This is a genomic window from Agrobacterium sp. FDAARGOS_525 (assembly GCF_003938925.1).
Taxonomy (GTDB): Bacteria; Pseudomonadota; Alphaproteobacteria; order Rhizobiales; family Rhizobiaceae; genus Agrobacterium; species Agrobacterium pusense.
The window spans coordinates 1,540,904-1,562,957 of sequence record NZ_RKIU01000003.1 but is presented as its reverse complement, the minus strand read 5'-3'; the positions used below and the strand labels follow the sequence as shown (position 1 = coordinate 1,562,957).

Below are 22,054 nucleotides of genomic sequence, written 5' to 3'. Positions count from 1 at the left end.
AAGGCTGACCTATCGAGAAAATGGAAAGAAATGAGATGTTCAGACCTTGGCGCGGGCAAGAAAAAGAATGCCGGAAAGGGGTTTTCCGGCATCCTTGCGAATGGTGGTCTTGCGAATTTCCATGAGATCAAAACCCGCCCGTTCCAGAAGACCGCTGACATAGGTTTTCGAATGGGCGTAACGAAGGGATTCCCGCAGAACGAAACCATCCTCCCCTGCCGCATCCTCAACCGAAAAGGCAAAGAAGCCGGAGGGCGCCAACAGGGCGGAAACGAGGGGCATGACGGTTTCGAGACTGCCGAGATACATCATTACATCGGCGGCGGCGACGAGATTGGCGCGCTTCGGCGCCAGGGTCGTGGTGAAGAGCCCCGAAGTTTCCGCTTCGAGGGAAAGATCGGCGTGGCCGAGGTGATCGTAGAGATCTTTTTCCTCCGCCTTGGCAAGCATGTTCTGTGAAATATCGAAACCTTCCAGCCGTTTTGCGAAGGCTCTGATTTCAACGCCGAGGAGTCCCGTGCCGCAGCCGATGTCGACGACAGTGTCGAATACCCCGCCATCCGCCGCCTTCTCGATCAGTTCGGCCAGTTTCTGCGGCACGCTGTAATCGAGCTTTTCGACCAGCGAAGTTTCGAAACGATCGGCATAATCGTCGAACAGCCCTTCCACATAACGGCTCGGCGGCTGTTCCGGTGTTTCTGCGGCGCCGAGAACCGCAAGCTTCAGTTCGGCTGCAAACAGGCCTTCCTCATCCATCTCGGCGACCTTTTCGTAAGCCGCCACGGCCTTGTCCGTTTCCCCCGCCTTTTCGTGATATTCCCCGAAGCGAAACCAGCCCGCCGTCCACCGTGGCGCTAGTTCCAGCGCCTGTTCCATGAGTTCGGCGGCGGCGGGATAATCACCGCCCTCCGCCAACATGCGGGCATAGTCCGCCCGGCGGTCGGCAATGACGTCACCGGAAGAAAACTGGTTTGGGGCCATTCAAGATTCCTGAGAAGATGCGCGCTGTCATTTATCAAGCCATAAAAAAACTCAAGTCCTATTTCATGGCGCACTCGTGGAATTGGCTGATATGCGCGATATAGTGCGCAAAAACTTGCATCGATGTGGTCCGTTTCATATGTCAGGACAAAACAGGAGACTTGCTGATGGCCGGTGAGGTCAACAAATTGCTGGGCGACACAGTGGCCCGAACGGTGGTGAAGCTGCTCGTGGTTTCACTGCTCGTCGGCTTTCTGATGGCGATCTTCGGCTTGACGCCGTGGAACATCATTTACGGCGCGCGCGACTTCGTCGTCGACCTGTGGCGCAGCGGTTTCCATGCGCTGGGGGCGATCGGCGACTATCTGATCCTGGGCGCCACGATCGTCATTCCCGTCTTCATCATCCTGCGCCTTCTGAGCTATCGCCGCTGACATGACCGACACCTCTCTCCAGACGCTTACACGGCGCGGTTTCGTGCTGCTTTCCGCCGGTTCGGTTCTTTCCGCCTGCGTTTCCGTTCCAACCAACAAGGGCATACCTTCAGGCACCCGCGATGAGACCGCAGCGGCGCTTCCAATGGTCAACGACCTGCGACGCTCGAAAGGACTTTCGCCGCTTTCCATCAATGGTGCAGCCAGCAGCGCCGCCGCCTATCAGGCCGGACGCATGGTCAAGGCGCAGAAGATGGCGCATCTGATCGGACTGACCGACAGTTTCCTGATCCGAATGAAGGAGGGGAATGTGCCGCTTCCTGCGGCGGAGAATGTGGCCGCCGGTCAGGATAGCGTGGAGAGGGTGGTGAAGGCCTGGATCGGCTCCAAACACCACCTGGAAAACATGCTTGGGCCTTATAACGGCCTCGGCGTGGCGGTCGCCTACGATGCCACCAGCCGCAACCGGCCCTATTGGGCTATGGTGCTCTGCGCCTGAGGTAAAGGGCGGGAAACCACCCTCTTCCCTCATTTCTGTGCTTGTTACAGGAATCCAGCCGACGCGCCTGCGCGGCGGAGAGAGTTCTTTCAGCCTAAGGACTTGGGCTGGCTGGATCCCTGTGACAAGCACAGGGATGAGGAGGGAGAGCCCCTGAGGAAGCGCTGCCTCGACCTTTCAGGCTCGCTGTCAGCCCGGCTTACGATCCGCCCAGCGGTCAACCGCGCTGTCGCGCAGATCGCGGATCGATTCCACGCCCTCACGGGCAACCAGCTTCGACAGGCCCTTGACGATGGCAGATGGCAGACCGGGGCCTTCATAGACCATGCAGGAGTACAGCTGTACCAGATCCGCACCTGCCCTTACCTTTTCCAAAGCCGTTTCCGGGGACGAAACGCCGCCGACACCGATGATCGGCAGATTGACGCCGACGCGGCGGCGCACCTTGGCCAGAACCGTGGTGGAGAGTTCGAAGAGAGGCTTGCCGGAAAGGCCACCCGCCTCACCCTTGTGCGGGCTGGCTCGCAGGCCGTCGCGTGAGAGGGTGGTATTGGAAACGATCAGGCCGTCCAGATCATGGGCAAGCGCTTCTTCAGCAACGTCGTCCAGTCCCTCTTCGGTCAGATCGGGAGCGATCTTGAGGAAGACGGGGATGCGTCTGCCGAAACGTTCAGCTTCCGCCTTGCGGCGTTCCAGCACGGCCGAGAGAAGGGCGGCAAGGCTTTCGCGCGCCTGCAGGTCGCGGAGACCAGGTGTGTTGGGGGACGAAATATTGACGGTGAAATAGGATGCGACCGAATAAAACGCCTCGATGCCCTGCACATAATCGGCGATACGGTCTTCACTGTCCTTGTTGGCGCCGATATTGACGCCGACAATGCCACGCAGATGCGCCTGCTTCAGACGCTCCAGCGCAGCGGCATGGCCTTCATTGTTGAAACCGAGGCGATTGATGACGCCCTCATCTTCCACAAGGCGAAAGATACGCGGCTTCGGATTGCCGGCCTGCGCCCGCGGCGTGACGGTGCCGATTTCAGTGAAGCCGAAACCGAGCTTCAGAAGCGGTCCCGGTACTTCCGCATTCTTGTCGTAACCCGCCGCCATGCCGAGCGGATTGGGGAAGACAAGGCCCGCCACGGTCTGCTGCAGTCGCGGATCGTGCGGCACCATGCAGGTGGGCAGGAAGCCGCTTTTCAGGGCCGCAATGGACAGCCCATGGGCCTTTTCCGGATCGACCAGGAACAGGCCCTTGCGGCCGATCGAGGAAAATAATCCGCTCATCACAAAATCTCCGGAAACTGGTGCTGGCCGTCGTGATCGAGTGCAAGCGGCGTCTCCCAGAGCACGGCGGTCAAGGGAAGAGGCCCATAAAGGTGAGGGAAAAGATCGCCGCCTCTTGAGGGTTCATAGACCAGCTTGTCGCCGAGGGCCGCGCCGTCGACTGCGATCAGCAGCAGATCGGCCTGGCCGGAAAAATGCCGCGCGGCTGTTTCCGCCACCTGCCTGGCCGTGGAAAAATGGATGAAGCCATCGGTCAGGTCGATGGCGGCGCCGTCGAAGGCACCCTTTGCCCTGGCCTCGTTCCACAACGTCTCCGGCACGATTTTATAGATGATCGCGGGCGTTTCCTGCATGCGCTCTCCATGGCTTTCCAACCATCGCGGTTTGCCGTAAAGCTGGGGGATTGTCCACAGTTTCCACGGTATTTTTATTGCTGAAAGCCTGAAAGACCGCCTGTCCACAAGCTTTTCCTTGTAAAGAGGAACCGATTGGCGCAACCTTTTGCGGAGGAGCCGGGCGTGTTTCGACCACCGGCAAAGGGAGTGAGTCAATAACTGGAAAAGAACCGCATAATGCCCTTGGGAGGGGGCCAGAATGTCGGAACTTGTCATTATCATTGCAGATGATCATCCACTTTTTCGCGGTGCCCTGAAACAGGCCGTATCCGGCCTCGACGGACACCAGACCATCGTTGAAGCCGGTGATTTCGAGGCTGCCAGACGCGCAGCCGCAGCCCGTAACGATGCGGATCTGATGCTGCTCGACCTTGCCATGCCAGGGGTCAGCGGGTTTTCGGGCCTCATGGCGCTGCGCGCAGAGTTTTCCAGCCTGCCGATCGTCATCGTATCGGCGACGGATGACGCGACGACCGTCCGCCGCTCAATCGAACTCGGTGCTTCCGGTTTCATTTCAAAATCCTCCGGCATCGATGACATCCGTGATGGCATCCGCGCGGTTCTGGAAGGCGACCTGTGGGTACCGGCCGGCCATCACGGCGAAAAGGAGCACGATCCGGATGTCGCCGATCTCATCGGCAGGCTGCGAACGCTGACGCCGCAGCAGAGCCGTGTTCTCGGCATGCTGGCAGAAGGCCTGCTGAACAAGCAGATCGCCTATGAGCTCAATGTCTCGGAGGCGACGATCAAGGCACATGTCTCCGCGATCCTGTTGAAGCTCAAGGTGGACAGCCGCACGCAGGCGGTCATCCAGCTCGCCAAGATCAACACATCGGCTCTTGTGGCGTAAGCAAGGATTTTATTCCTTTCCTTCCTTTACTCCGGACCGGATATGGTCTAGATTTCGAGGTGTTAACGACAGGAGCTTTTCCGCTATCGGCTCCGTTTGCGGGCTTTCTACCATGCTTTCACATGAGACGATCTGGAGCGCCATCGATACGCTTGCCGAACGCCATCAGCTGACGCCTTCGGCATTGGCGAAGCGTGCCGGTCTCGACCCTACTTCATTCAATAAGTCGAAGCGTTTCGGGCCGGACGGCCGCAAACGCTGGCCCTCGACGGAGTCCGTTTCCAAGGTGCTCGAAGCGACGGGAGCGAGCGTGGATCAGTTTTTCGGTTATGCTTTCGGAAAGGCGCAGACGCGACCTGCCGGTGCGGAAAGTGCCATCCCCCTGCTCGGTTTCGCTCAGGCCGGTTCCGGCGGTTTTTTTGACGACGGCGGCTTTCCGGCAGGTCAGGGCTGGGACGTGGTTGAGTTTCCCTCGTCTCCCGAACGCAAACAGGGAGTCTACGCGCTGGAAGTGCAGGGAGAGAGCATGATGCCGCTTTACCGCGACGGCGACATCCTCATCGTGGAGCCTGGCGCGCAGGTACGGCGCGGCGACCGCGTGGTGTTGAAGAGCCGTGACGGTGAAGTGATGGCCAAGGTGCTGGCGCGGCAAAGCCCCAAGAGCATCGAGCTTCTTTCGCTCAATCCTGAGCATCCCAATCGGAGCTTCGAGATGGCCGATGTGGAATGGATCGCCCGCATCATATGGGCCAGCCAGTAGGCCGATATCCTACACGTCATAATCGCTTTCACCGCGACGGCTAAAAGCGCGCAGCACTGTGCCGTGCCTTAGAGGCCGAGTGCCGTCACGGCCGCGTCAACCGTCATGACTTTTGCGCCACCGGATGCCGCCTTACGCACGAAACCCTGAAACCTGTCTTCCGGGCAACCGTAAAAGCTTGGCGCAGACGACACATCATGGGTAAAAATGACGAGCCAGCCGCCGTTTTGCAGGACGTCGTCAAGCCAGCGATCAGCGGCATCGAGATAATTCGGATCGGGCCGCAATTCGACGGCAGCAAGATTATGCGTATCGATGCTGCCGCGGTTGATGCCGGGCATGATCCCGCGGGCAGTCCTGAACCTGCGCCGCAGCATGGGCTGCATGAGTGGCGAAGCCATGCCGAAGGGGGTGGAGAAATTCCGCCTGTGGCCGTTCTCGTCGAACGAGGCCAGCACCTTTTCATTACGATCGAGATCCTCTTCCAGCCCTCGCCGTGAAAAGCTTGAGAGTTTGCGATGGGAATAGGTATGGCAGGCGAGCTCATGACCGGCCGTAGCCAGTTCCGAACAGCCCCTAGCGGAAATCATGTCCTGCGGTTCGTCATGCCTGTCGATGAAGACCCCGGAAATATAAAAGGTCCCGCGAACATTCTCGTTTTCCAGAATGCGGGCACCGCTGGTCCAGGCGCTCGCCGGCACATCGTCGAATGTGAAGGAGACAATCGGTTCGGATGTCTCGATCCGCGCCGTCGGTCCAGGGAAATACCGCACGAGCCGGTTATTGACCCGGTCTGCGATTGTTCCGATTTTCTGCGTCATACTAGCCCCCCGGCCCGCCGTGCAAATTACTGTCCCTGTTCCAGTATGTCGTAAGCCTGATGTCTCAAACAATAGATCGCAATAAGAAGAGAAGACCAGATAGGCCCGGTTCCGGTAAAGAAATTACTCTCAAGACAGGAAGAAAGCAGCGCATATACCCAGATTCGCCCAAAAAGCCGCGTCAGGCCGGGATCCGTGCCTCTGTCCACCGCTGCTCGGAAATCATTTGCGGGGATGATCACGAGCCATATGAGAGTGAGGACGAAGGCGGGCAGTCCGCCATTCAAAAGGCTCTCGACATAGCCATTATGCGCGTGAAAGGCCGTGACCGCCCAAGTCTCGGAGATATCGGCCTGTGACAGAAGCCGGTCGCTTGTCCAGAAGGCCTGGAATCCCTGTCCGAAGATCGGCGATTGCGCAAAGGTGTCGAAAGACAGGCGCCATATATCCGTCCGTCCGGTGAACGTGGAATCGATGCCCAGGCTTTCGACGAGGCTCTGTATGCTCGGGAAATAGGTGGAGCCGATTGCAACGATATTGAGAAACGCCAGAAGGCCACCGATCATCAGCAATGTCCGCCCGGCATGCCGCTCCATGACCCAGACCAGGGCGATGGTGACGGGCAAAAGCATCGCTGCAGTTTTCCCGTTCGTCTTCCAGAGAAAAAAGCCGGCCAGCAGCGTGATCGCTATTCCGCCCAGCGTGGACCAGGCATTGCGCAGATAAAGGCCCACCATGAAAAGAATGATCATTGCCGGCGCGGCGGCGTTCTTATGATTGAATATTCCGCGCCAATCGCCTGCAAGCGCCTTCTCATCGAGATCGTAAGGCTGATGGATTGCGCGCGAACTCAGGAAGATAACCCCGAGATAACAAAGCGCCAGCAGGAGAATGGCGAAAACGGCCATCATCCGGTCGAATTGCCGCCTGTCGCGCGGCATGACGACCAGCACGCTGGTGATAAAACACAGGAGCGCCGTGAAAATCAGGCGCTGCAACGACGTGCCGGGCTCCGCACCAAGGACCGAACAAAGCGCGAGCCAGGAAAAGAGCAGCAGGATTGGCAAGCGGGGCCTCAGCAAAAGCCCCGTCAGACGATGGCGCAGTGCGAAGACACCGAGGATCAGCGCGATCATCAGACCGGTCAGCTGATTGGCGGCGGCGCGCGGCACGGGCGGCGCCGCAAGATTTTCAAAGGGCGCGACAGAAATCCAGATGTAAAGCATCGTGGCGACAAAAAAAATCGCGTCGCGACGGCCGCCCGACAGGGACATGGCACTGCTGTTTTCCGCAGAAATGGACCGCGTATCAGCAAAACGCGGCATGGTAGCCTGCTTCGGGAACGGAAAATCGGATCATGGACCTGCCCTGCAACGAACAACGAAACCCTTCTGAACCGGGCGATGTCCTAATAACCATAAACAGTCATTATCATCATTATTGTGTAATTGCTTTAACCCTCTCTTACCTCAACAGGGCTAAGACAGGAGAAACTGTCATTCATTCAGGTCGTCGGTGTCGAATACCGCCCGGTTGCCGCCCTTTCAGTTCGTAAGACTTTAAAAGGGACAGTCCTTTTGAATTCGCCCGGCAATGCCGGAAAAAACGGAGAATGAGGTGTCGTTGAACACGCCGCGGCTCGGCCATCTTGTCAGACTTGGATTGGCCTATATGGCATCCGGAGGCGCGCTGCTGATGTCCAGCGCCGCCCAGCTCTTGACCTTCGCGCTGCTAGCCCGCCATCTGGGTGTCGAACAATTCGCGCTTTACGCCTCGATCACGGCCGTTACCAATCTGGGCGTTCAGATTTGCGGTATCGGCTCACAGGAATCGCTCATTCGTCGCGTGGCGCAGGATCGCGGCATGTTCCCCGTCATGCTTGGCCACAGTTATCTCCTCAGCGCGGCGACGGGTGTGGTCCTGACGCTCATCGGCATGGTGACGATCCCGGTGTTTTTCCCGACGTCGGAAACGTTGCTGCACACGCTGATCACCACTTTCCTGATCCTGTTCACCAACCTCGTTCTCCTGAAGGTTATTTCGCTTTCCACGCAAAGCTTCATCGCCCATTCCGACTTTGCCTCGGCCAACAAGCTGGAGGTGATGTTTGCCGTCGCCCGCACCATTGCCGCCGTGGTTGCCTGCCTCGTCTTCAAGGTGGAAACGGTCGAGGCCTGGGCACTCTGGAACCTCGCAGCCCACACGATTGCAGCCATGATTTCCGTCAAGGCAATAGGCAGGCTCGGCCGACCGGTCTTTCGGATCGTCCGGGAGGAAATTCGCATCGGCATCCTGTTTTCCACCCAGTTCCTGTTCAAGGCGGTACGCGGCAATGCCGATATTCTCGTCCTTGGAGCCATCGCCAGTGCGGAGATACTGGGCAGCTATTCCATCGCCCGGAGGATTCTCGACAGCTCCTATCTTTCCGTCGAGGCTCTGAACCGGCTCATCTATCCGGGATCCGCCTCTGCAGCGCTGCAGGGTATCAGCAAAACCATCGAACGCGCCTATAATGTGCTGAAAGCGGCGCTGTTCATCGCGACAGGCAGTGCGCTGGCAATCTTCATCATCGCGCCCTTCCTGCCGCTTTTATTTGGCGACGAATATGTTTCGCTTCCCACCATCACCCGCGTGCTTTGCTGGGCCGTACTGCCGATGGCCGTGGCGGCTACCGCGCTGGAGGCGCTGGGCGCCTCCGGGCGCCAGGATATCCGCGCCAAGATATGGAACAGCGGCAATCTCATAGGCTCCGTCGTCGTTGCCTTCTTCACCTGGTCTTTCAGCATTTCGGGAACGATCGGCAGCTATTTCATCGTCGAAACCGCCATAGCGGCAGCTGTGTGGGTGGCGCTTCTACGGCTGCGGCGGAGCGAAGAGGCTTTCGCTGCGGTCAAATAGAGCCCGCCTCATTCAGTTGAATCGAGTCGGTCCGGGTCTCTCCTAATAGAGCCCGTAGGGAAAATAACGACGATAGATCTCTTCGAGCCGGCCGTTGCGGGAAAGAGCGGCAAGCGCCTGATCGAAGGCCGGCACCAGCACATTATCCGGATCGACCGTCATGATGGAAAGGCCCTCGCCGAGGAACCTGTCCGACATATAAGGCCCCCCAAAAAGAGCGCAGCAGCCTTCGGATGCGCTTCCTGAAACCCAGAACGGCAGGCGCAGGGCATCGGCAAAGATGGCGTCGACCTTACCGGCCTTCAGAGCACCGTACATGGGTTCGTAGCCGTCAAAACCCTCAACCGCCGCCTTGGGAAAAAATGCCTTGAGCATCTGTTCGTGCCGGGAACCGGTCACCACGCCCACTTTCTTGCCGGACAGTGCGTCGGAGCCGGAGCCGGCAAATTTCGTCGCCTTGTTGACAGCCAGCCGGGCCGGCAACAGAAGATAGGGCCGCGAAAAGGTGAAGCTCTTGCGCAGCTCGGCCGTGACGGCGAGACCGGAAATCACCGCTTCGCCCTCTCCCATCTCCAGAGCCGCCTCCAGCTCGTCAAAGGGTAAGGCCTGTACCTGACATTTGCTCTCCACCTTGAGCTGCGCGCACACCTCGCGGACGAGATCGACATGGAAACCCGCAAGCCGCCCTTCCTGATCGGTAAAATTGAAGGGCGGAAAATCCACCGACATCAAAAACCTGATGCGGGGAACGGAGGAAAGGTCACCACCGGGAAACCGCTCCTGAGCGTCGAAAAGCACTGGCATGCGGTTCCCGTCCGACAGGCCCTCCGCATGAAGCTTTTCGAAAATACCGACAACTTGCAAAGCGAACACTAAAGTAAAAACAAGAATTATATTTCGCGTTACAATCGTCATTCTCATCTATACTATCCGCAACAGGAAGTGGGGCGTTACCATGACGGTGGCGGCAGTGCATGGATCATTTGCGACACTATACACGAGAATCGTTTCGCACGACGCCTGCCGGGCGAAAAATTGTATTTTCCCGCATACGCGACAATCCACCCCAGACGGTTCCTGATCGGGGTGAAGCCGGACACATGCGCTTCCTCCGGGCGCTGGGATTTGGCAAGCCCTACATCAGCGCGTGCGAACGGCTGGCGCTGGAAAACGGCTCGACGCTGGAAGCGGAACTGCTGGCCGGCGGTCTTGTCGCGACGGATGCCTATTTTGGCGCTTTCGCCAGATTTTTGCGGTTACCCTTTGTCGCGGAGATCGATTCGGACCGGATCGCAGATGTCCATCTTCTCGATACGCAGCTAGCCGAGCCGCGCTTGCTACGGCTGACGCCTGCGAACGGTAAACCAGCACTTCTGATCGTGCCCGAGCTGGCGCGGATGGAATTACTGAAAAGCCTGCTGGATCGACATCCGCATCTTCTGGACGAGCTCGTGGTGACGACGCCGCATGCCATGCGCGATGCGATCTGGAAGGCGGGTGAAACACGCCGCTGTCGTGAGGCTCGCCAGCAACTCTTCAACACCGCGCCGCAGTACTCTGCCAGGATCACGCTTCAAGGTCATCAGGGCTTTTATAGCGGTATCGTCGTCACCCTGCTTATGCTCTCGCTGCTGTTTCACACGCAGACGGCCATGGCCGTCATCCACGTCGCCCTGACGATGCTTTATTTCTTCACACTGCTGTTCAGGCTGTTTGTGCTGATGCAGACTTCAGGAGAGAAAGACACGACGACCGCAGCTGCGCTCGAACCCGACGGAAATCTGCCGGTCTATACCATTCTGGTGGCGCTCTATCGTGAGGACGCCATCGTCAGCCAGCTCATCGGCGCGCTGGAGCGGCTCGACTGGCCCAAATCCCGACTGGATATCAAGCTCGTCTGCGAGGCAGATGACGGGGCCACAATCGACGCCATCCTTAGATTAAATCCCGGACAGCATATTGAGATCGTGAGAGTGCCGCCTTCCCTGCCGAGGACCAAGCCCAAGGCGCTTACCTATGCGCTCTCCGGCGCGCGTGGGGCGTTCGTTGCCATCTATGACGCGGAAGATCGGCCACATCCGCTGCAATTGCGCGAAGCCTATGCGACCTTCCGCCATCAGCCGGAGAACGTGGCCTGCCTGCAAGCGCCGCTTATAATCAGCAATGCGCGCTCTTCCTGGATCAGTGCCTGTTTCGCCCTGGAATATGCTGGTCTGTTCCGTTCAATGTTGCCCGTGCTTGCGGCGTACCGGCTACCGCTGCCGCTTGGCGGCACGTCCAACCATTTCCGCACCGCCGTATTGCGTCGCGTCGGCGCCTGGGATCCTTACAATGTGACTGAGGATGCCGATATTGGCCTCAGGCTGCACCAACTCGGCTATCGATGCGGCGTCATATACCGTCAGACGCTGGAGGATGCGCCCACCGCGCTTCCCGTGTGGCTCAACCAGCGGGCGCGCTGGTACAAGGGTTGGCTGCAGAGCTGGCTGGTGATGACCCGCGCGCCTGTTGCGACGGCGCGCCGCATGGGATGGCTCTCCTATATCGTCTTCCAACTGTTGATCGGCGGCATGCTGGTGTCGTCGATGGCTCATCCCCTGCTCTTCGTTTCCGTGGCGTGGATGGCCACGGCTATCGGGAACAGCGGTGCAGACATGCTGTTTTCGTGGCAGGGCGTTCTGTTTCTTACCGATACGCTGAACATTGCCGGCAGTTACGCCATATTCGTGCTGATGGGCAGGAACAGGATGATCGATTACGAGAGGAGGCAGGTGGGAAAACGCTGGCTGGCAATTCCGCTTTATTGGCTGATATTGTCTCTGGCGGCCTGGCGTGCCGTGCTTGAGTTAAAAACCAAACCTTTCGTCTGGAACAAGACGCCTCACGTGCCGAGCGTTAGCAACACTACCTGAAACGGTTGCCGCTTCGATCCTCTACCTAGTCGCCGAAGGCGGCTTTTATTTTCTGCCGATATCGTCGCGATTTGCAAAACCGAAGCCGGCCTTACGCAAGTCGCCCACCGATGCGCATATAATCGACGTCTGCCGGAGCGCTTCGTCCGGCAGACGTCCCGTTTCATTTCAAGTGCGGTCGATTATCTTGCGACAAGCTTGTTCTTGATCAGGCCGACGATGACCTGGACGATCAAACCGCCGACACCGCCGCCAACGAGCTGGCCGGCAAGGACGCCGATATCCACACCGCCGGCTGCGGCGTCTCCCGCTGCCCCAAGCAGCGATCCGAGCACGGTTCCACCGCCAATACCGCCAATGGCCCCGGCAATCAGGTTGCCGAGCGCGCCAAGGTCAGAGTCCTTCAGTATCTTTCCACCGGCTGTCCCACCAGCCGCACCGCCGATGATCTGGGCCAATATCGAAGCAAGATCCATGTCATCCTCCTCACTTGTTTTCCCGACCATTCGGAAAAACAGAGCCTCCTAATCACGTCTGTGCGGGCTGGATGGAGCCGGCATGGCCGACCTTCTCTTCCTCACCGAAAATTTTCCAGATTACAGCGCCAATCGCCCCACCGACGATCGGGGCAAGCCAGAACAGCCACAGCTGCTGCAGAGCCCATCCACCGACAAACAGGGCCTGCCCCGTGGAGCGGGCCGGGTTGACCGACGTGTTGGTGACCGGAATGGAGATCAGATGAATGAGAGTAAGCGCAAGACCGATGGCGATCGGCGCGAAACCGACCGGCACCCTGCCATGCGTCGACCCCAGAATGATGATCAGGAAAAACGCCGTCAGAATAACCTCGATCAGCAACGCCGACAGGAGCGAGTATCCCCCCGGCGAATGCTCCCCATAGCCATTGGCAGCAAAACCACCAATGTCAGCCCCCGCCTTGCCGGTGACGATCACGTAAAGAGCCGCCGCGGCAACGACCGCCCCCAAGACCTGCGCAACGATATAGGGCAGTAGGCTTGCTGCCGGAAATTTACCGGCAACGGACAGGCCGACCGAAACAGCTGGATTGAAATGCCCGCCGGAAATACCGCCAACCGCGTAGGCCATGGTCAGCACCGTCAGGCCGAAGGCGAACGCGACACCCAGGAAGCCAATGCCGAGTTCAGGAAAAGCAGCAGCGAAAACCGCGCTGCCACAGCCACCAAAGACCAGCCAGAAGGTTCCCAAAAATTCAGAGAGAAGTTTGCGACTCATAACATTTCCCCATCATGTTACGACTGGATCAACTATTACGTGCAATTTAATCGTAGTCAAGCAAAATCACATAGTCCCGCTGCCACCGACGTGGCAGTAGACAGGGGCCAATATTTTTGGCGAGGGGATCAAGGGAGACTGGAGCGGGTGAAGGGAATCGAACCCTCGTATTCAGCTTGGGAAGCTCGATCTATCGCTACGATTTCAACACGCTACGGGTAAAACTCGTCTTTTCGTGTCGAAATTCTCTCAACGTTTTCAATAGCACTGTAAAACTTTGCCAGTCCTAAAATATGGCGGAGCCACTCCATATTGACTCTCTTTTAAAATGAGAACATTTATAGAACAAACAAGAGAGCAAGAGATATGTCTGACGCTGAAAAAATCATCGTAGTACAGTTCAAAAAGGGACGCGGCGGGATTGTGCCGGGCGATATGCGCCCCGCCACCAGCGCAGCATCCGCTGAGAAAATGGCGAGCGCCATGGCACCGCGTCACATCGGCGTTGCGGCATACGCCGTGACCGTGGACGAAGAAAGCGGCAGCATGGCAAACCCGCGCTTGCTGGTTTCGCACGGTCAAATTTCCGACCTTATGCCAGACTGATTTACCGGCGCGGGGGCGCGCGCCATTTCATGACAGGGGAAACTTTGCGGCTCTGAAACAGGAGATTGGAAACGTGCGCCCGAATGCAATCAAACAGCCGGACGATATCGCGGCCTATGTTATCCAGTGCCATGACGGCGATGCTGTTGCCGCTGTGGAAACGCTGCTGGACGAAATCCACCATCTGCAAAACCAGTTATCCATGGCTGTCGCAGCCATGGGCCGGGGATATACCCGTGGATGGAAGCCGAGCGGCGAGCGGGAATGACATGCGCCATCGTCGCGGTATCGATCTGACCGGCGGCAACAACGATAATTTGCCGCCGAAGCCGACAGGCATTTTTGTGCCGCAGCGGGACCACTCGGCGACCTTGGCCGATCTGCCGCAATGGTATGTCGTCGGCGCGCAATGCTGGCGCTGCAAACGCGTCGGCATGTTGGACAGGTGGGCGCTACAGCGTCGTTACGGGAAATTCCGGCCTATCGTTTCCATGGAACCGCTGTTGCGATGCCTTGGCTGCGGCAACCGTGAGAAAAACAGTTTCGTTTTGGCGCGCGCAAAAAGGGACTGGCCATGAACTATAAACCGACCCCCGGCACCTACGGATATTTGTGGGCCGAAGGCTACACGGTCACGGCCTATTGTGACCCATGTAATCGCGTCGTCAAAGTCGATCTGGAGAAGATGCCCGCCGAGCAAAGCTACATTAATAGGCGCTGGCGGTGCCAGTATTGCCACGGGTTAGGACAGGCCAACTTAAGCCCGGATCATTCGCCGCGCGATTCACCAGCGGCCAAACAACGCGATATGGAGCGCGCCCGCAGGATAGAAGTGTTGGCAGAGCGGATGCGGCCACAAATGCAAAAAGCCGCCCGGCGCGACCCGAGCGGCTTTTTTGATAGGGAAAAATAACGTATCGCTGGTCCGGCATTAAAAATATGGCTATCGAAATCAGCCCCTTACAAAATTTCATAGTCCACTAACGCCCTTGTTAATTGACCATTCATCACTAGATAGGTATCACCATGATACTTACAGCGGTCTAGACCGGTCGGAGGATGTGTGAAGAGTAATGATCCTTGGCTGCCTAATGTGGCAACCGACAAACTGAGGGCAATAGCCCGAGACCCGAAATTCACCATCGCCTACAAACTACATGCCAAAGAGCGACTTGCAGAGCGCAACCTTATTGCCTCTGACGTATTGTACGCTTTGAAATACGGGTTCGTCTACGAACAGGCGGTCCCGGCGACTAGGCAGGGATTCTTCCGCTATCGCGTCGAGTGCAGAACTCCGAATAGCGGGAGCCGAGCCATAGGCGTTGTTGTTATACCCAACCACGTCGGCTGTTACATGAAGGTTGTAACGGTCATGTGGATTGATGAATTCGAGCGCAGGGACGGCTCGATAATTGGAGAATGAAAATGAGTGTTGTTGAGCATCACTACACAGAATGCGGCTTGATGAACGTGTTCATCAGCGGAATCGAGGTCCAGACCGACGATGACGGCGATGAGGTAATCATCGTTCCCGCTGTGAACGAGCTTCATCACGTCATTGCTACGGGCATTGTCAATCACCCGAAGGGCATCAGCGGTGATGAATTGCGCTTTCTGCGTACCGAAATGGGCCTGACACAGTCCGAATTGTCTGGTCTCGTTCACCGAGACAAGCAGTCGATTGGCCGTTGGGAACGCGGCGAAGTCGAAATCGACAGCCCGTCTGAAACGTTGATCCGCCGCCTTGCCATCGAAAAGCTTGGCTTGCAGGAAGTGGCGATTGAAGAACTGTCCAAGCGCAGCATTCCTACTGCGGAAACGCAGACAATTTCGATCCGTAAAGTCGAGAACAACAATGAGCCTTACGAACTCATTGCTGCGTAACGTAGTTTCATAGAGATGGAAAAGCCCGCGTTGCGGGCTTTTTTTATGCGTCAACCGGCCATGCGCCGGTCAAACCATTTATGAAAGAGCGCTTCGACACCACGCGGCCCGAGATAGGCCAGAAGCGCAATCAACCCGGTTGATGCAGGTTGACCAAGATCGGCATAGGCGGCAGCGCTTTCGCCGATGACCGCCATGCCGAGCGCAACCGGCAGTTCCCAAAACAGTTCGATGCCGAAGAACTTGCGGCGACCTTTCCGCGCCTCATTACCGTGCCACATGAAGCGGCCTAGCAGGGAGGCGATAATGGTGGTGAAGGCACCACCAACCCATGCATTCATCAGTTCGATGAAAGAGGTGTATTTTTCCGGCATCACTCGGGCTTTCCGCAATAGAGGGCATAACGTCCGCGATGCCGGGCGATATCAACAGCGGCGCTCCGGTCGTGGGTGATAAGGTAAGTGTTTGTTTCCGGGAGCGGGTTGATCGGCACAAGCAAATCGCAAGGCTCAATCGCCTTCACGGTCGGGCTGCACGCAGCCACCGAGAAGCCCGCACAAATCAAAATCGTCAGCTTGCAAAGCGCCTTCATCGATCTTCTGTCCGTCTTTGAGAATGGTGATACGGTCATCCTGGAGTCCGACCGCGACTTCAGCTTTTCCTGCCCCCTTGCCGACAAAGTAGGCGGGCGCAGCCATGAGAGCGGCACCGATAACGATGCCGCCCCCGATCAATGCAGCGTCAAAAATCCGCATCAGAGTTTCCGCCACGCGAGATAAACGGAGATACCGACGATGAAGACGGCGATTGCCATTCGCGCCCATTCCCCGGAGGAAAGCTCGCCCTGCTGCGCCGAGACAACCTCAACAGCCTTCGTCAAAGGCTCCTGTCCAACCGGAACGGCGGTGCTGACGCCACCGCCCAAAATCGCCAGCGCCTTGGACTTGGCCTGCGTCTCGGTTTCGGCGGTATATTTCTTGCCAGCGACAGGCCCCGCCGAAGGGTATTGTTTCCACGGCAACTGGAAGTGCGGGCCATCCTTAAAGGACTTCCAGTCACCGCCCCATTCCAGCGGAATGCCGAGTTCCTTTGCCGCCTGTTTCATGGCCTTCGCGAGCTTGGCATAAAGCGGCCAGTCCCAAACCACGCTACCGCCGACCAGCGCCGCCAGATCGACCGCATGACTGTAACCGTTCGCAGCCTTCAAATGTCGGCTGTTCATGGTCTTGGAAGCGCCGCGCGCAACCATGTCCTTCTGTTTTTCCAGCGTCCGCACACCTTCGGTCACCACGAAATCAATTTCGGTGATCTGGATGGCGCGCTGGACGATGCGCACTAGATCGGGATGCACGCCTTCAAGGCGCGCAAGGCTGCGTTGGGAAAGCACGTAACCCATTATGGTCTCCAAATTTTCAGGGGCATTATCGGCGGGATGCCGGTTAGTTCTCGTCCGTCCGCCCGAAGCGGCGCGGTGTCAGGAAAGACGAAGGCGTGGCCGGAGTGCCGGGCGCACTGTTCGGAGCAACCTTGCCGGTTGCTTTCGCGGCGTCCGGGCCGGAACTTGAGCTACCGCTTTCCGTGCCGGCCGATTTTTCAGTTGCGGATTTTCCATCATAAAGCCTGCCCGAAACCGCGACTTCGAGACCGCCTGTTTTCGTGTAGGCGGTTTTGGCCGTCTTGATGATGTAAGGCACGCCGTCCACGCCGGGGCGGATATCGGCGAAGAGCAGCGGCAAGCCCGCATCAATACCCGCATCGCCAATCACGGTGACAGACACCGAGCCTTCGCCGCGCTGCAATTCCTTGGCCTTCGCCTGCGCGGCCTTGTCGGCTTCGGCAGGCGATGCATAGGGTTCCGGCAAACGATAAATGCTATCGCCATCCGCATCCGCATCCGCGTCGATTTCAACACGTTCGGCCTTGTCGGAATCCTGATAGTAGGCCACGACCTTGCTGTATTTCGTGCGGTCGTTTATTTCGACTTTCAGGCTTCCGACCTTGATTTTCTCGGGCGTCAGGATGATGGAGCCGAGCGGCGCACCAGACGCAGACAAACCGGAACCGAGCCGCGTGAAAATCATTCGCCTTTGCTTAACCGCAAAGAGGCCGTTATGCCGCTCCGCCAGCCGCCGCAGGAAATTGATGTTGCTTTCGTCCTGTTGCGCCAGCCAGTCATATTCAAAGTCCGCAAGGTCATCATCAACGGCAGGGGTTAAGCCGCTTTCGCTGGCGATCTGAGACAGGATATCGCCGAGCTTCGTTTTATCCCATGACCTTTCCTGCCGCTCTTTAAGCTTTCCGCTGCGAAGGTCCGCAGCCTTGCCGGAAATCGACATTTTATAAGGTAGGCAATCGACATTGACTTTGTCCGCGGTGAAGACACCTTTCGGCACAAGATCGTCACCGAAACCCATCTTGACCGAAATGATGGCCCCCTTACGCGGGATCGCCAGAAAGTTCGGCGGGCCGTCATTCAATTCAATGTCCACCGTGTCGGATTTCATGCCCTCCTCGTCAGTGACGGTGAGGGAAAGCAAACGCTCATAGAAATGGCCTGCCACCGGCACGCCGTCGATACTCACTTCCACGCGCGGTTTCATGGTTAGTCCCAAAGGCTGGTCAACGGCTTGGCCGTGCTGGTGGCGGGAATGTCCGGCATGGTGATTTTCGTGCCGAGCGGAAGGACAGGACCGAGTGCGGCAAGACCCGGATTGGCATCAATAACGGCTTCGACCACTTTGGCCGTGCGCCCATAGAAAGCGAGGCAGGCGAGATCAACCGTCTCGCCCTGCCGTGTAGTGTAAATTGTCGCCATAGGGTCACCGGAAAAGTTCGGACAGGAAAGATGCAGCCCGATCCACCAAGCCTCCCGCACTGGGCAGGGTGCCGGAGCCGGAGCGCTTGAGAGTGATGGAATAGGCGTTGCGCCCCGCCTCACCACGGCGATTGATATAGCTGCGGTCCTCTTCCACGGTCTGGACCGTAAACATGCCTTGAATGACGCCCTGCGCCGCATCACCGGTCACAAGCATCATTTCGGTTCCGGCCATGGATGCGGCAATGATACCGTCAAGTTGCGATTGCCCGCCGAATTCTTCGGGGAAAAGCACTCCCGAGATTGTTACTTCGTCGGACGTGGGGCCGGTCCATTGCTGCTGGTTGAGGGTTTGGCCGACAGGTATATCTACCCAAGGCGTATTCACCTTACGTTTGACACCCTGATAGCCAAAGCCTAACCCCTCGAAGGCGAAGCCCCCGAGCATCATCGACGTAACGCCGGTCATACCTACCTCATTGAATTTTGCTGCCGCAGCGACAGCCGGTCACACAGATGGCAACGGAGTTAATCCGAGAACAAACCTTCTGTGCCCGCTGCGATCTGGTTGCCGAGATCGTTAGCCGCAGCCGCGACAGCTTCTTTGGAGTCGGCAACGCCGGTTATGGTGGCAGTCGCATATACCGTTACGTTCGGCGGCTGCGGGTTCACAACACGCACATCCTGTGTGGCTGTCGGCCTGTTCATTTCGGAGATTGAAGCAGCGTCAATCCGAACAGGGCGCACATTCAAGTCATCTGCCGCTTTGCCGGGAAGCGTGTCAGTAGTGCCTGCACCAATCCCAAGAGCACGCGCACGCCGAGCTTCATCAATTGCCAATTGTGTAGAAGTTCGGGAGGAAAGTCCGCTCTGGCTGTCGGCCTTCGTCAAGGGGTCATCCATGCCGAAAAGACGCAACAGGCTTTCCCTGTACTTCTTCTGATTGTTTACTTGGTCCTGAAACGTATCGCCGGGAGTGTCGCCAAGACCCTGAACACTTAACCCAAAAAGAGCCTGAGAGCCAAAGCCCTTGATCCACTGCGCGGCGCTACTGAACCAAGGAACCACGTCCGGCACGTTACTGCCGCCCTTCGGTGCCTTCGGCCCACCCTTGCCCGGATCACCACCAGCCAAACCCGGAAACTCGCTAAGGGTCCCAACGGTTTTTAAGATCGAAAGTGCGGTGCTTGCCCCGGATAACAGGAACAATGCTGCCGCCAGCTTGCGAATGGTGCCAGCCAGCAGAGAAATACCCATGCCCCACGCAAAAAGCTGGAAGCCGTAGCCGGACATTTCCGCAAAAAACTTGGCGATAGGGTTGTCCTTTATCGCATCGTTCAATTCGCGGATGGATGCGCCCCATTCCTTCGCCCGCATGAAGATTGCGCCAATGCGGTCGGCGGCGTTCGGATCAACGGGACCAAGCAACAGGTCGCCGAGATCGTTCATGAATTCCTTCATGCCGCCGGTATAGCCGAAGCCCTGCGCAAATCCCTTCGTGAAATTCGTGATCTGGTCGAAGATCGTCACGCGGTTGCCGAGCGTGTCCAGCACCTCGCCGATGCCCTGCGCGCCCTCGCGAATGGTCGGCAACATGCTGTCACCGATTTCCGCAAAGACATTGGAAATCTTGTTCCCAAGAAGGTCCAGAACGTTTTCCGTGGTGCTGGCGCGCTGGATGTACTCATTGAATGCCGAACCTGCATATTTCGTGCGGTCGGCCACGCTATCAAGCGCTTGATCCAAAAGCTTGATGTTGCCGACCAGCGGCATGAAGGCGCGCGCTTCGTCGCCGAAGAATTCGGACAGCAAGGAAACCTGCTTATCCTTCGGCGCTTTCGCAATCGCCGTCAGCACCTTGCGCATGGTGCCTTTCGCGTCTTTCTGCATATCCTTGGCAATAGACGGCAGATGCAACCCGAGCGCCTTGGCGGCGTCCCGCTGCGACTTCTTGGCAAACTCGCCTTTCGTCAATGCGCGGATGACGTTCAACATGGCGGTTCCCGCCGTGCTGGCATCCGAACCGGCGGAGATCATGGCGCTACCCATGGCCGCAAGTTCTTCTTTTGCGAAGCCGCCCATTTCACCGAAGGAGCCGACCCGCAACATAAATTCGGTCACGTCCTTCGCCTTGGACGCCATGTTGTTCGACAGGTGGTTGATGGCATCGGCCATGTCGCCGGTTTCGGCCACCGTCAAACCAAGCTGCGTTTTCAGCTTGGCAAGGCTTTCGCCTGCCTCACCTGCGCCGAGATCGAAGGCGATGCCAACGCGCGCGGCCATTTCCGCGAAGCTTTGCAGGTCTTCGGTCGCGATACCGCTTTCACCTGCGGCTGCGAACAGTGCGGCAATGTCGTTTGCCGCCAACGGGATTTCGCCGGACATGCGCCGGATGCTGCGGCGCATGTTTTCAAACTGTTCCTCATTGGCTTCGACTACCTTTTTCACGTCAGCAAATGCAGACTCGAAGCTGATAGCCGCGCCTGCTGTCGCTTCCAGACCGCGCGTGACGCCGAAGTAACCAGCGCCGAGCGCAACCGCCTGCCCGATCAAACCGCGCATTGGCGCGAATGCAGAAGCGGATTGCGCCCGCAGGCCGTCCAGTGCACGCCCGATGTGTCGCGCGGTGGCGGTTGCATCATCAATAAGCGAGATGCGGAGGCTGCTTTGCTGGACACCCATGGTCATTCTCTCATGATTTTTCGCAATTCCTTGGCCTTATGGAAGTAAGCCAGGAGTTTTCGGGCGGGCCACCGTTCAATCACGTCAAGCGGTGTGTGTGCGGTGCTGGCGACGTAGACGGCGATCAGCCGCCAGTCGTGGTCTTCTGGTCGTTTCCCAAAAGCGGTTTTGTCTTGGCGAGGATCGCCTTGAAATCGCTGCCCTTGATCTTCTTAAAGGCGGGCAATGGCACATCGGAAATGAGGGCCAGCAGCGTGACCATTCTGGCAAGGTCGGATGTCGTCTCATCCGCCACCAGCAAATCACCGACATCCGGTTCGCGGAAGGTCAGGTCGGTATAGGTCTTGCCGTCATGCTCGACGGGCTTGGCGAGCGTTGCAGAAATTTCGTCCATGGTATCACCTGAAAAAATGGCCCGCATCACGCGGGCCGGATTGGAAGGATTGGAAAGTGAAGGGGGTGCAAGCCGTTACAACAGCAAGGCGTTGCGGATATCGCCGAACTGCGAGATGCCGCCGACTTTGAAATCGAAATCATCCATTTCGTAGATTTCTTCGCCGTCGATTTCGAGCTTGTAATAGTTCACGTCCACGCCGTAGTCGTTTTCGGAAAGCTCGCCAGCCTTCCACGTCCCGGCATCCGGCTTGAAGACCCTGCCGCGAATGGTCATCACCGCGCTATGCGTGGTGCCATCCTCGTCCACCAGCGCGCCGGTAATCATGAACGGCGTTTCTTCGCCGATCTTGATGCCGTGCAGCTTCAAAACCTGCGGGTCCATGCCCGGCATCTTGAAGCTGAATTCCAGCGCGTTGTAACCGAGATGCACCTTGCGGGCCTTGATCATCCCGGCGTTGCGGACATCCTCGCGGACGGCTTCGGGAACCGGCGGCGTGATATCGCCGATCTGTCCGAGCTTGCTTTGACGGTCCGCCCACAACATGCAGTTCCGCAGGATGTAGGCGGGAAGCGTTTTTTGCGACAT

At 57.8% G+C, this 22,054-nt stretch carries 29 protein-coding genes; 12 read left to right on the top strand and 17 right to left on the bottom strand.

Annotated elements, in window-relative coordinates:
- Positions 1-39: 39 nt before the first annotated feature.
- A complete protein-coding gene (locus EGT36_RS08950; protein ID WP_172965636.1) occupies positions 40-981 on the bottom strand; it encodes a class I SAM-dependent methyltransferase in 942 nt (313 codons plus the stop codon).
- A 167-nt stretch (positions 982-1,148) separates the two neighbouring features.
- On the opposite strand from EGT36_RS08950, the gene EGT36_RS08945 reads away from it, so the two are divergent.
- Together EGT36_RS08945 and EGT36_RS08940 are read left to right on the top strand one after the other, a co-directional pair.
- Positions 1,149-1,415 (top strand): DUF6460 domain-containing protein, encoded by a 267-nt coding sequence (locus EGT36_RS08945; RefSeq protein ID WP_004439806.1) that lies wholly within the window; start codon positions 1,149-1,151, stop codon positions 1,413-1,415.
- A gap of 1 nt (position 1,416) precedes the next feature.
- A complete protein-coding gene (locus EGT36_RS08940) occupies positions 1,417-1,914 on the top strand; it encodes a CAP domain-containing protein (protein WP_037092341.1) in 498 nt (165 codons plus the stop codon).
- Positions 1,915-2,103: 189 nt separating this feature from the next.
- On the opposite strand, the gene EGT36_RS08930 is transcribed toward EGT36_RS08940, so the two are convergent.
- Together EGT36_RS08930 and EGT36_RS08925 are read right to left on the bottom strand one after the other, a co-directional pair.
- The gene (locus EGT36_RS08930; RefSeq protein ID WP_037092340.1) at positions 2,104-3,195 is read right to left on the bottom strand and encodes a quinone-dependent dihydroorotate dehydrogenase; all 1,092 of its coding nucleotides are present in this window, start codon (positions 3,193-3,195) and stop codon (positions 2,104-2,106) included.
- Complete coding sequence (locus tag EGT36_RS08925; RefSeq protein WP_037092338.1) at positions 3,195-3,548, bottom strand: DUF952 domain-containing protein; 354 nt, start codon at positions 3,546-3,548, stop codon at positions 3,195-3,197. Before EGT36_RS08925 ends, EGT36_RS08930 begins: the two co-directional genes overlap by 1 nt.
- Positions 3,549-3,789: 241 nt before the next feature.
- Between EGT36_RS08925 and EGT36_RS08920 the strand changes: the two genes are divergently transcribed.
- Positions 3,790-4,440, top strand: coding sequence for a response regulator (locus tag EGT36_RS08920; protein WP_006698958.1), 651 nt, complete (start codon positions 3,790-3,792; stop codon positions 4,438-4,440).
- Positions 4,441-4,552: 112 nt separating this feature from the next.
- Positions 4,553-5,200 carry a S24 family peptidase gene (locus EGT36_RS08915; RefSeq protein ID WP_004439793.1) on the top strand — a complete coding sequence of 216 codons (648 nt, stop codon included), beginning with the start codon at positions 4,553-4,555 and terminating at the stop codon, positions 5,198-5,200.
- Between the two features lie 68 nt (positions 5,201-5,268).
- Here the strand turns inward: EGT36_RS08915 and EGT36_RS08910 are convergent, their stop codons facing one another.
- Both EGT36_RS08910 and uppY read right to left on the bottom strand, forming a co-directional pair.
- Positions 5,269-6,021, bottom strand: a complete 753-nt coding sequence (locus EGT36_RS08910; RefSeq protein ID WP_037092337.1) for a polysaccharide deacetylase family protein — start codon at positions 6,019-6,021, stop codon at positions 5,269-5,271.
- A gap of 26 nt (positions 6,022-6,047) precedes the next feature.
- Positions 6,048-7,346, bottom strand: a complete 1,299-nt coding sequence (gene uppY, locus EGT36_RS08905) for a Wzy-type polysaccharide biosynthesis protein UppY (RefSeq protein ID WP_125270310.1) — start codon at positions 7,344-7,346, stop codon at positions 6,048-6,050.
- Between the two features lie 268 nt (positions 7,347-7,614).
- Here uppY and uppX point away from each other — a divergent pair, with 268 nt between their 5' ends.
- Positions 7,615-8,919, top strand: coding sequence for a Wzx-type polysaccharide biosynthesis protein UppX (gene uppX, locus EGT36_RS08900; protein ID WP_037092333.1), 1,305 nt, complete (start codon positions 7,615-7,617; stop codon positions 8,917-8,919).
- A gap of 42 nt (positions 8,920-8,961) precedes the next feature.
- Here the strand turns inward: uppX and EGT36_RS08895 are convergent, their stop codons facing one another.
- A complete protein-coding gene (locus EGT36_RS08895; RefSeq protein WP_037092418.1) occupies positions 8,962-9,723 on the bottom strand; it encodes a transporter substrate-binding domain-containing protein in 762 nt (253 codons plus the stop codon).
- 170 nt (positions 9,724-9,893) lie between these two features.
- Here EGT36_RS08895 and EGT36_RS08890 point away from each other — a divergent pair, with 170 nt between their 5' ends.
- Positions 9,894-11,831, top strand: coding sequence for a glycosyltransferase family 2 protein (locus tag EGT36_RS08890; RefSeq protein ID WP_169691997.1), 1,938 nt, complete (start codon positions 9,894-9,896; stop codon positions 11,829-11,831).
- 182 nt (positions 11,832-12,013) lie between these two features.
- Here the strand turns inward: EGT36_RS08890 and EGT36_RS08885 are convergent, their stop codons facing one another.
- Positions 12,014-12,307, bottom strand: coding sequence for a hypothetical protein (locus EGT36_RS08885; protein WP_004439782.1), 294 nt, complete (start codon positions 12,305-12,307; stop codon positions 12,014-12,016).
- A 52-nt stretch (positions 12,308-12,359) separates the two neighbouring features.
- Entirely contained in the window at positions 12,360-13,085 is a 726-nt protein-coding gene (gene aqpZ / locus EGT36_RS08880; RefSeq protein ID WP_125270308.1) for an aquaporin Z, read from the bottom strand.
- 366 nt (positions 13,086-13,451) lie between these two features.
- Here aqpZ and EGT36_RS08875 point away from each other — a divergent pair, with 366 nt between their 5' ends.
- The 6 genes from EGT36_RS08875 to EGT36_RS08850 all read left to right on the top strand — a co-directional run bounded on the left by EGT36_RS08875 (position 13,452) and on the right by EGT36_RS08850 (position 15,575).
- On the top strand, positions 13,452-13,691 hold the full coding sequence (locus EGT36_RS08875; protein WP_125270306.1) for a hypothetical protein: 240 nt from the start codon (positions 13,452-13,454) through the stop codon (positions 13,689-13,691).
- Positions 13,692-13,764: 73 nt separating this feature from the next.
- On the top strand, positions 13,765-13,959 hold the full coding sequence (locus EGT36_RS08870) for a hypothetical protein (RefSeq protein ID WP_286083797.1): 195 nt from the start codon (positions 13,765-13,767) through the stop codon (positions 13,957-13,959).
- A 1-nt stretch (position 13,960) separates the two neighbouring features.
- On the top strand, positions 13,961-14,269 hold the full coding sequence (locus EGT36_RS08865; RefSeq protein ID WP_125270302.1) for a hypothetical protein: 309 nt from the start codon (positions 13,961-13,963) through the stop codon (positions 14,267-14,269).
- Positions 14,266-14,604: a hypothetical protein gene (locus tag EGT36_RS08860; RefSeq protein WP_125270300.1), complete on the top strand. Its 339-nt coding sequence runs from the start codon at positions 14,266-14,268 to the stop codon at positions 14,602-14,604. Before EGT36_RS08865 ends, EGT36_RS08860 begins: the two co-directional genes overlap by 4 nt.
- A gap of 180 nt (positions 14,605-14,784) precedes the next feature.
- On the top strand, positions 14,785-15,114 hold the full coding sequence (locus EGT36_RS08855; RefSeq protein WP_172965635.1) for a DUF4258 domain-containing protein: 330 nt from the start codon (positions 14,785-14,787) through the stop codon (positions 15,112-15,114).
- A 2-nt stretch (positions 15,115-15,116) separates the two neighbouring features.
- Positions 15,117-15,575 (top strand): helix-turn-helix domain-containing protein, encoded by a 459-nt coding sequence (locus EGT36_RS08850; protein ID WP_010970913.1) that lies wholly within the window; start codon positions 15,117-15,119, stop codon positions 15,573-15,575.
- Positions 15,576-15,625: 50 nt separating this feature from the next.
- Here EGT36_RS08850 and EGT36_RS08845 read toward each other — a convergent pair whose 3' ends face one another.
- The 9 genes from EGT36_RS08845 to EGT36_RS08805 form a co-directional block, all read right to left on the bottom strand.
- On the bottom strand, positions 15,626-15,949 hold the full coding sequence (locus EGT36_RS08845; RefSeq protein WP_010970912.1) for a phage holin family protein: 324 nt from the start codon (positions 15,947-15,949) through the stop codon (positions 15,626-15,628).
- Between the two features lie 135 nt (positions 15,950-16,084).
- Complete coding sequence (locus tag EGT36_RS30460; RefSeq protein WP_035256200.1) at positions 16,085-16,330, bottom strand: hypothetical protein; 246 nt, start codon at positions 16,328-16,330, stop codon at positions 16,085-16,087.
- Positions 16,330-16,971 (bottom strand): M15 family metallopeptidase, encoded by a 642-nt coding sequence (locus EGT36_RS08835; RefSeq protein ID WP_125270295.1) that lies wholly within the window; start codon positions 16,969-16,971, stop codon positions 16,330-16,332. Before EGT36_RS08835 ends, EGT36_RS30460 begins: the two co-directional genes overlap by 1 nt.
- 43 nt (positions 16,972-17,014) lie before the next feature.
- On the bottom strand, positions 17,015-18,175 hold the full coding sequence (locus EGT36_RS08830; protein WP_125270293.1) for a phage late control D family protein: 1,161 nt from the start codon (positions 18,173-18,175) through the stop codon (positions 17,015-17,017).
- A 2-nt stretch (positions 18,176-18,177) separates the two neighbouring features.
- Positions 18,178-18,390: a tail protein X gene (locus tag EGT36_RS08825; protein ID WP_080841915.1), complete on the bottom strand. Its 213-nt coding sequence runs from the start codon at positions 18,388-18,390 to the stop codon at positions 18,178-18,180.
- 4 nt (positions 18,391-18,394) lie between these two features.
- Complete coding sequence (locus EGT36_RS08820; RefSeq protein WP_125270291.1) at positions 18,395-18,859, bottom strand: phage tail protein; 465 nt, start codon at positions 18,857-18,859, stop codon at positions 18,395-18,397.
- Between the two features lie 59 nt (positions 18,860-18,918).
- Positions 18,919-20,952, bottom strand: coding sequence for a phage tail tape measure protein (locus EGT36_RS08815; RefSeq protein ID WP_286084058.1), 2,034 nt, complete (start codon positions 20,950-20,952; stop codon positions 18,919-18,921).
- 244 nt (positions 20,953-21,196) lie between these two features.
- The gene (locus EGT36_RS08810; RefSeq protein ID WP_080816012.1) at positions 21,197-21,466 is read right to left on the bottom strand and encodes a phage tail assembly protein; all 270 of its coding nucleotides are present in this window, start codon (positions 21,464-21,466) and stop codon (positions 21,197-21,199) included.
- Positions 21,467-21,541: 75 nt separating this feature from the next.
- Positions 21,542-22,054 (bottom strand): phage major tail tube protein, encoded by a 513-nt coding sequence (locus EGT36_RS08805; protein WP_125270287.1) that lies wholly within the window; start codon positions 22,052-22,054, stop codon positions 21,542-21,544.